This window comes from Streptomyces sp. NPDC059456 (assembly GCF_042750055.1).
Lineage (GTDB): Bacteria > Actinomycetota > Actinomycetes > Streptomycetales > Streptomycetaceae > Streptomyces.
This window is the reverse complement of sequence record NZ_JBHYVA010000475.1, coordinates 1-6,712: the sequence shown is the minus strand read 5'-3', so window position 1 is coordinate 6,712 and position 6,712 is coordinate 1. Positions and strand designations below refer to the sequence as shown.

Annotated in this window: 7 protein-coding genes and 1 pseudogene; 5 read left to right on the top strand and 3 right to left on the bottom strand. The window is 74.3% G+C overall.

Translation table 11 applies throughout. From position 1 onward, the window contains the following. The first annotated feature begins 148 nt into the window (after window positions 1–148). Entirely contained in the window at window positions 149–1,312 is a 1,164-nt protein-coding gene (locus ACFXA3_RS30795; RefSeq protein WP_385191979.1) for a cysteine desulfurase family protein, read from the top strand. 25 nt (window positions 1,313–1,337) lie between these two features. Here the strand turns inward: ACFXA3_RS30795 and ACFXA3_RS30790 are convergent, their stop codons facing one another. Beyond that, complete coding sequence (locus ACFXA3_RS30790) at window positions 1,338–2,018, bottom strand: N-acetylmuramoyl-L-alanine amidase (RefSeq protein ID WP_385191976.1); 681 nt, start codon at window positions 2,016–2,018, stop codon at window positions 1,338–1,340. A gap of 69 nt (window positions 2,019–2,087) precedes the next feature. Here ACFXA3_RS30790 and mnmA point away from each other — a divergent pair, with 69 nt between their 5' ends. Together mnmA and ACFXA3_RS30780 are read left to right on the top strand one after the other, a co-directional pair. Continuing rightward, the gene (gene mnmA, locus ACFXA3_RS30785; RefSeq protein WP_385191973.1) at window positions 2,088–3,224 is read left to right on the top strand and encodes a tRNA 2-thiouridine(34) synthase MnmA; all 1,137 of its coding nucleotides are present in this window, start codon (window positions 2,088–2,090) and stop codon (window positions 3,222–3,224) included. A 113-nt stretch (window positions 3,225–3,337) separates the two neighbouring features. Further along, window positions 3,338–3,859 carry a CAP domain-containing protein gene (locus ACFXA3_RS30780; protein ID WP_385191971.1) on the top strand — a complete coding sequence of 174 codons (522 nt, stop codon included), beginning with the start codon at window positions 3,338–3,340 and terminating at the stop codon, window positions 3,857–3,859. Between the two features lie 27 nt (window positions 3,860–3,886). Here ACFXA3_RS30780 and ACFXA3_RS30775 read toward each other — a convergent pair whose 3' ends face one another. Next, on the bottom strand, window positions 3,887–4,810 hold the full coding sequence (locus ACFXA3_RS30775) for an NADP-dependent oxidoreductase (protein WP_385191968.1): 924 nt from the start codon (window positions 4,808–4,810) through the stop codon (window positions 3,887–3,889). Between the two features lie 114 nt (window positions 4,811–4,924). Here ACFXA3_RS30775 and ACFXA3_RS30770 point away from each other — a divergent pair, with 114 nt between their 5' ends. Then, entirely contained in the window at window positions 4,925–5,914 is a 990-nt protein-coding gene (locus tag ACFXA3_RS30770; RefSeq protein WP_385191965.1) for a GlxA family transcriptional regulator, read from the top strand. Between the two features lie 93 nt (window positions 5,915–6,007). Next, window positions 6,008–6,352, top strand: a complete 345-nt coding sequence (locus ACFXA3_RS30765; protein ID WP_385191981.1) for a DUF1330 domain-containing protein — start codon at window positions 6,008–6,010, stop codon at window positions 6,350–6,352. Here the strand turns inward: ACFXA3_RS30765 and ACFXA3_RS30760 are convergent. Beyond that, a pseudogene (locus ACFXA3_RS30760) lies at window positions 6,301–6,712 on the bottom strand (hypothetical protein); the annotation flags it as partial. The gene ACFXA3_RS30765 and the pseudogene ACFXA3_RS30760 overlap by 52 nt on opposite strands.

Genomic DNA, 6,712 nt, shown 5'->3' with positions numbered 1-6,712 from the left:
GGGGGCGGCGGCGGCCGCGCGCCCGGCGGCCCGGGGCCCCGCGGCGGGCGCATCGGGGCGCCGGGCGGGGGAGGGGTGCCCCCTCGCGGGAGGGGTGGGGGCACGCGGGGTCCGGGGGCCGGGAGCGGGCTCGTAGAATCAGGGGATCATGGCCTACCTCGACCACGCCGCCACCACCCCGATGCTCCCGGAGGCCGCTGCGGCGATGACCGCGCAGTTCGCCGCCACGGGTAACGCGTCCTCCCTCCACGCCGCCGGCCGCCGGGCCCGCCGTACCGTCGAGGAGGCCCGCGAGGCCCTCGCCGAGGCCCTCGGCGCCCGCCCGAGCGAGGTGGTCTTCACCGCGGGCGGCACGGAGGCCGACAACCTCGCCGTCAAGGGCCTGTACTGGGCCCGCCGCGACCAGGACCCCGCCCGGACCCGGATCCTCGCCAGCCCCGTCGAGCACCACGCCGTCCTCGACGCCGTCCACTGGCTCGGCGAGCACGAAGGCGCCCGGGTCGAGTACCTGCCCGTCGACCGCCACGGCCGCGTGCACCCCGAGGACCTCCGCGAAGCCATCGCGCGCAACCCCGACGACGTGGCCCTGGCCACCGTCATGTGGGCCAACAACGAGATCGGCACCGTCATGCCGGTCCATGAACTCGCCGCCGTGGCACGCGAGTTCGCCGTCCCCCTGCACTCCGACGCCGTCCAGGCCTTCGGCCAGCTCGACGTCCGCTTCGGCGACAGCGGCCTCGCCGCGATGACCGTCAGCGCCCACAAGATCGGCGGGCCCTACGGCATCGGCGCGCTGCTGCTCGGCCGCGACCAGAGCCCCGTACCCGTCCTGCACGGCGGCGGCCAGGAGCGGCACGTACGCTCCGGGACCCTGGACGTACCCGCCATCGCCGCCTTCGCGGTGGCGGCCGTGATCGCCGCCGAGCGGCGCGAGCGGTTCGCCGCCGAGATCGGCGCGCTGCGCGACGAACTGGTCGCCGCCGTCCTGCGGGAAGTGCCCGACGCCGTCCTCGGTGGGGACCCCGACGGCCGGCTCCCGGCCAACGCGCACTTCAGCTTCCCCGGCTGCGAGGGCGACTCACTGCTGCTCCTGCTCGACGCCCAGGGCATCGAATGCTCCACGGGCTCGGCCTGCACCGCCGGCGTGGCCCAGCCCAGCCACGTCCTGCTGGCCACCGGCACCGACCCGCAACTGGCCCGCGGCACCCTGCGGTTCTCCCTCGGCCACACCTCCACCAAGGAGGACGTCGCCGCCGTCGCCGCCGCGATCGGCCCGGCCGTGGCCCGCGCCCGCACGGCAGGCCTCAGCTAGGGGGCGGCCTGCCGATCAGGCCGGATCAGCGCGGCGTCGCCGCCAGCTCCGCGCGGACCAGGCCCAGGTAGCGGTCCCAGTCCCAGTGCGGGCCCGGGTCCGTGTGGTCGGCGCCCGGGACCTCCGAGTGGCCCAGTATGTGCCTCCGGTCCACGGGTATCCCGTACCGGTGGCAGACATCGGCGGCCAGCCGGGCCGAGGCCGCGTACAGCGCGTCCGTGAAGTCCTGCGGCCGGTCCACGAAGCCCTCGTGCTCGATGCCCACGCTGCGCTCGTTCATCGAGCGGTTGCCTGAGTGGAAGGCGACGTCGAGCTCGCGCACCATCTGCTCGATGCGGCCGTCCTGGCCGACTATGTAGTGCGCCGACGCCTGGTGCCACGGGTTCTTGAACGCGTCCACCGAGGACGCGAAGCTGCCCTGTGTGACGTGGACGACGATCCGGTCGACCCGGTAGTCGTCGGGCCGGTCCGCCCTGCGCCAGTTCGCCGGCGAGGCCGCCGTCCAGCCCACGCCCACGTGGTCCACCGCGCCCTCCTGCCGCGGTTTGGCCACCCCCGGCAGCAGCCACCAGGCACGCCGCAGATCGTCCTGCCCGGCGATCGCCGCCACCGTGAAGATCCCGAGGCCCCCGAACAGCACCGCCCGGCGCGTCCTGCGCGGCGCGGCCTTCGGCGCCCCCTCGGCCTTGCCGGCCTTGCTTCCCATGTGATCCACCCCCCGTACCCGACAACGCGCTGTGACCCCGGCCGGTTCCCCCGTACCCTGGACGGTGCTATGACTGAGAACCTGCCGCGCACCGCCCGCCCCCTCCGTGTCCTGGCCGCCATGTCCGGCGGTGTGGACTCCGCCGTCGCCGCCGCCCGCGCGGTCGAAGCGGGGCACGACGTGACCGGCGTCCACCTCGCCCTGTCCGCGAACCCGCAGTCCTTCCGGACCGGCGCCCGCGGCTGCTGCACCATCGAGGACTCCCGCGACGCCCGCCGCGCCGCCGACGTCATCGGCATCCCGTTCTACGTATGGGACCTCGCCGAGCGCTTCCGCGAGGACGTCGTCGAGGACTTCATCTCCGAGTACGAGGCCGGGCGCACCCCCAACCCCTGCCTGCGCTGCAACGAGAAGATCAAGTTCGCGGCCCTGCTGGACAAGGCCCTGGCCCTCGGCTTCGACGCCGTCTGCACCGGCCACTACGCCACCGTCGTCCTGGGCGAGGACGGCACCCGCGAGCTGCACCGCGCCTCCGACATGGCCAAGGACCAGTCGTACGTCCTCGGCGTCCTCGACGAGAAGCAGCTCGCCCACGCCCTCTTCCCGCTCGGCGACACCCTCACCACCAAGGAAGAGATCCGCGCCGAGGCCGAGGAGCGCGGCTTGGCCGTCGCGAAGAAGCCCGACAGCCACGACATCTGCTTCATCGCCGACGGCGACACCCAGGGCTTCCTCGCGAACCGCCTCGGCAAGGCCGAGGGCGACATCGTCGACGAGGCGACCGGCGAGAAGGTCGGCACCCACGACGGCGCCTTCGGCTTCACCATCGGCCAGCGCAAGGGCCTGCGCATCGGCCACCCCGCCCCCGACGGCAAGCCGCGCTACGTCCTCGACATCTCGCCGGTGAACAACACCGTCACCGTCGGCCCCGCCGAGGCCCTCGACGTCAGCGCCCTGACCGCGATCCGCCCCCGCTGGTGCGGCTCCACGGCCGCCGCCCCGGGAACGTACACCGCGCAGCTGCGCGCCCACGGCGGCGAGACCGAGGTCTTCGCCGAGCTCGTGGACGGCGAGCTGCGCGTCCGCTTCACGGAGCCGGTCCGCGGCGTGGCCCCGGGCCAGGCCATCGTGCTCTACGACGGCACCCGCGTGGTCGGCTCCGCCACCATCGCGACCACCACCCGGGCCGCGGCCGCCGCGGTCTGAGCGGGTACCGCCCCGGGTGCGGGCGGTGGGCGGGGCGGCCAGACTCGTAGGTGGAAGCGGGGGGCGCCGGGAGCGGAGGGGGACCACCCCCGGTCCTATCGCCAAGGGGAATCATGAAGACGAGAACCCGTTCGCTCCGCCGTGCCTCCGTCGCCGCCTGCGCCGTCCCGCTGCTGCTCGCGGGCGTCGCCGCGGGCACGGCGTACGCCGCCGCACCCGCGGTCGCCCCCCAGTCCGCTCCCGCCACCGTGCGGGCCATCTCGGCGAGCGAGATCCTCTCGCTCGTGAACGCCGAGCGGGCCAAGGCGAACTGCCCGGCGCTCGTCGAGAACGCCAAGCTCACCCAGGCCGCGCAGACGCACGCCGATGACATGGCGAATAACAACCTCACCGGACACACGGGCTCCGACGGTTCCACGGAGACGACCAGGCTCGACAAGGTCGGCTACAAGTGGGGCGCATGGGGCGAGAACGTCTCCGGCCCCGGCTACTCCGACGCCGCCGCCACCGTGAACGGCTGGATGAACAGCAGCAGCGGCATCCACAAGGCCAACATCCTGAACTGCAACTTCACCGAGACGGGCATCGGAGTTTCCGGTGACCGGGCCGTGGAGATGTTCGCCAAGCCCCTGTGACCACTCCCGGACCCGGCCGTCCGGCCGTCAGGCGACCGTCAGGACGATCTTGCCGGTGGTCCGGCCGCGCTCGCCGATCTCATGGGCCTCGGCGGCCCGCTCCAACGGCAGCACCGTGTCGATCAGCGGCTTGAGCAGGCCCTGGTCGGCGAGCGCGGCGATCTCCTCCAGCCCCTTCAGGTCCGGCTCCACCAGGACCCAGGAGGTGTGCACGCCCTGCGGGTCGGCCGGGAGGCCGTCCGGGCCGGGCAGGGTCACCAGGTGCCCGCCGGGCCTCAGCACCTTGAGCGAGCGCTGCCCGTAGTCCCCGCCGAAGGCGTCGAGCACGACGTCCACGTCGCCGACGGCGTCCTCGAAGTCGGTGGTGCGGTAGTCGATCACCTCGTCGGCGCCCAGCTCGCGCAGCAGCCCGTGCTTGGCCGCGCTCGCCGTGCCGATCACGTACGCGCCGCGCGCCTTGGCGATCTGCACCGCCAGGTGGCCGACGCCGCCGGCCGCCGCGTGGACCAGCACGCGCTGCCCGGCCGAGACCCCGGCCGTGTCCACCAGCGCCTGCCAGGCGGTCAGCGCCGCCAGCGGCAGCGCGGCCGCCTGCACGTGGTCCAGTGCGGCGGGCTTGCGGGCGAAGTGCCGGGTGGGGGCGACGACGAACTCGGCGTAGCCGCCGGCCTGCCGCGGGAAGTGCGGCATCCCGTACACCTCGTCGCCCGCCCGGTACAGCGTCACGCCCGGCCCGACCGCCTCGACGGTGCCCGACACGTCCCAGCCGACCATCGGGACCTCGCCCCAGCCGATCAGACCGCCGCTGGCCCGGGTCTTCCAGTCCACCGGGTTCACCCCGGCCGCGTGGACCCGTACCAGGATCTCGTTCAGACCGGGCTCGGGGCGGTCCGCCTCGACCTCGGTGAGGACCTCGGGTCCGCCCCACTGGCTGACGACGACGGCGCGCATAACTGTCTCCTTCATTGCTTTCCGTACCGGTTCTCCCGGCCGATGCACCCAGCTTGGCGGCCATCGGGCCCACGTGGTGTTGGCCGTACGGCCACCCTGTGACAGGATCTGGCCATGTCCGTTGTGCACCGAATCGCCGTCCTCGCCCTCGAAGGCGTCGCCCCGTTCGAGCTCGGCATGCCGTCGCGGGTCTTCGGCAATGCCCGCGCCGAGGACGGCAGCGCCCTGTACGAGGTCACCGTCTGCACCGCCGACGGGCAGCCCGTCAACAGCGACGCCGGATTCTCCGTCGGCGTCACCGCCGGTGCGGAGGCCCTCGCGGCGGCCGACACCGTGATCGTCCCGCCCACCCACGCCATGCCCGGCCTGCTGCGCGGCGAGCCCCTGCCGCAGGCCCTCGTCGACGCCCTCGCGCAGATCCGCCCCGGCACCCGCACCGTGTCGATCTGCACCGGCTCCGAGGTGCTCGCCGCCGCCGGGCTCCTCGACGGGCGGGCCGCCACCACGCACTGGGAGCACGCGCCCGAGTTCCAGCGCGCCTTCCCGCGCGTCAAGCTCGACGAGGACGTCCTCTTCGTCGACGACGGCGACATCCTCACCTCGGCCGGAGTGGCCGCCGGCATCGACCTCTGCCTCTACCTGATCCGCGCCGACCACGGCACCGCCGTCGCCAACCGCGCCGCGCGGCTGTGCGTCGTACCGCCCTGGCGCGACGGCGGGCAGGCCCAGTACATCGACCGGCCCGTTCCCGAGCCCACCGTCGCCACCACCACCGCCACCCGCGCCTGGGCCCTGGAACGGCTCGCCGAACCGGTCACGCTGGCCGAGCTGGCCGCCCACGCCCGGATGAGCCTGCGCACCTTCACCCGGCGGTTCCGCGACGAGGTCGGCATGACGCCGGTGCAGTGGCTCACCGTCCAACGCCTCGAAGTGGCCCGCCAGTTGCTGGAGTCCAGCGATCTGCCCGTCGACCTGGTCGCGCACCGGTCCGGCTTCGGATCCGCCAACTCGCTGCGCCAGCACATGCGGACCGCCCTCGGCATCTCGCCGATCGCCTACCGCCGCACCTTCCGGCCCGGCGTCCCGGCACCGGCGCACGCATGACCCCGGAGGTCATGGCCTACGCCGCCGCGGCTTGACAGGATCGGTCCAACCAACCGAACCCGTACGACACTTGACGCCGCGGAGGCCATGACCATGACCGCGTACGCCATCGCCCACCTGCGCCCCGGGGCCGTGAACGAGGACGTCCTGCACTACATCGAGGAGATCCAGTCGACGATGGACCCCTTCGAGGGCCGCTTCCTCGTCCACGGAGCGCAGGTCGAGGTCATGGAAGGGCCCTTCCCCGGCACCGTCGTGATCCTCGGCTTCCCGGACATCGAGCGCGCCCGCGCCTGGTACGCCTCCCCGGCCTACCGGGCCCTCGCCCCGCTGCGCACCCGCCACATCCCCGGCGAGCTCATCCTCGTCGACGGCGTCCCGGCCGGCTACGACGCCGCCGAGACCGCGGCCACCCTGCGCACCGCCGCCGGCCTCTGACGCGCAACCGGGCCGCCTTCGTCATCGGCGGCGCCGAGGCGTACGAGCGCCGGAGCTCGTCCTGCGGCGCGGTCGACCCGGACACCGGCCTGCCCGCCGGGCCCGGTGCCGCCCTGCCCTCGCTCCGCGGCCACCGGCTCGACGAGGCCGGCCGGTACGACGACGAGACCTGCGGGGCGGGCGTCCTCGTCGACCCCGCCCGCCGGCTGTTCCCCGTCTTCGCACGGGAGGGCCCGTCGGCGGCGATGCGCACCCGCGCCGCCCGGTGGCGGCTGCTCCGGCTCGCCAGGCCCGGCCGGGAGGCCCGCCGGCCGTACGACGGGCAGAGCGGCCCGCGGGCCCCTCGGCCCGGACCCGGCC